This window comes from Nonomuraea turkmeniaca, assembly GCF_005889735.1.
GTDB classification, from domain to species: domain Bacteria; phylum Actinomycetota; class Actinomycetes; order Streptosporangiales; family Streptosporangiaceae; genus Nonomuraea; species Nonomuraea turkmeniaca.
The window spans coordinates 1-1407 of the sequence record NZ_VCKY01000536.1 but is presented as its reverse complement, the minus strand read 5'-3'; the positions used below and the strand labels follow the sequence as shown (position 1 = coordinate 1407).

Below are 1407 nucleotides of genomic sequence, written 5' to 3'. Positions count from 1 at the left end.
TACTCCAGTGACACTTCGCGATCTTGAGGGATCGGGTCACATGGCGACGGCCACCGCGTGATCATTCGGAGTTTGTGAAGACAACCAAAGATCGTGCGGTGGCCGCGAGCCACAGCGTAGACCCTGACGGCTGGATGGTCATCTTCAACGAGATGATGGCCCGGATCGCCGGTCGGTTCGGCCGTGTTGAACCGCGTCGTACCGCTGGCGCTTACGTGCGCGGGCTGCTGGCCGACATCGACCGCAAGAACTGCTGGAATCTGGCCGAGCACGCCGGGCTGATCGGTCCGCAGGCCCTGCAGCGGCTGCTGCGCAGCGCTCGCTGGGACGCCGACGGCGTACGTGATGACGTTCGGTCCTTTGCCGTCGACCGGCTCGGCCCCGATGGCGTCCTGATCGTGGATGAGACCGGCTTCGTCAAGAAGGGCACCGGTTCGGCCGGGGTGCAGCGCCAATACAGCGGCACGGCGGGCCGGATCGAGAACTGCCAGATCGGGGTGTTTTTGGCCTACGCCACCCCGGCCGGGCGGGCGCTGCTGGATCGGCGGCTCTACCTGCCCGAGCACACATGGCTGGCTGATATCGGCCGGTGCCGCTCGGCCGGCGTCCCGGACGGGACCGGCTTCGCCACCAAGCCCGCCCTGGCCACCCAGATGGTGCTGGCCGCGCTGGACGCGGGTGTGCGCGCCTCCTGGGTGGCTGGGGATGAGGTCTACGGTCAAGACCCGCGCCTGCGCGCCGCCCTGGAGGAGCGCAGGCTGGGCTACGTGCTGGCCATCGCCGGCAACCGGCGCGTCGAGCTGGAGGGCACCCAGGTCAGCGCGGCCGAGGTCGCAGCAAGGGTGGCCGACCGGCACTGGCACCGCTACCGCGCCGGTCAGGGCGCCAAGGGCCCGCGCTGGTATGCCTGGGCCTGGGCGCGCATCGACGAAAGCGTGGCCCAGGGGCATCGGTGGTTGCTGATCCGGCGCAACCTGACCACCGGCGAGCTGGCGTTCTACCGCTGCTATGCGCCCACCCGGCAGCCGCTGATGGCCCTGGTCAAGATCGCCGGAACCCGATGGGCGGTAGAGGAGTCCTTCCAAGCCGCCAAGGGCCAGGTCGGGCTGGACCACTACCAGGTCCGCGGCTGGACGGCATGGCACCGGCACATCACCCTGGCCATGCTCGCCCTGGCTCTCCTGGCCGCCATCGCCGCCGCCCAGCCACCCGGCACCAACGACGACCGCATCCCCCTGACACTGCCCGAAATCCGGCGGCTGCTCGCCGCGCTCATCCTGGGCACAACTCACACGATCACGGACATCCTGCGCTGGTCAGACTGGCGCCGCCGCCACCAGGCCACAGCCCGGCATTGCCACTACCAGCGCAGATCCGCACCATGATCGCGAAGTGTCACTGGAGTAC

The 1407-nt window shown here is 69.3% G+C and carries 1 protein-coding gene; it reads left to right on the top strand.

Annotated features, from left to right (window positions below; translation table 11 throughout):
- Nucleotides 1-155 precede the first annotated feature (155 nt).
- Entirely contained in the window at nucleotides 156-1385 is a 1230-nt protein-coding gene (locus tag ETD86_RS54365) for an IS701 family transposase (RefSeq protein WP_138674388.1), read from the top strand.
- Nucleotides 1386-1407: the final 22 nt, after the last annotated feature.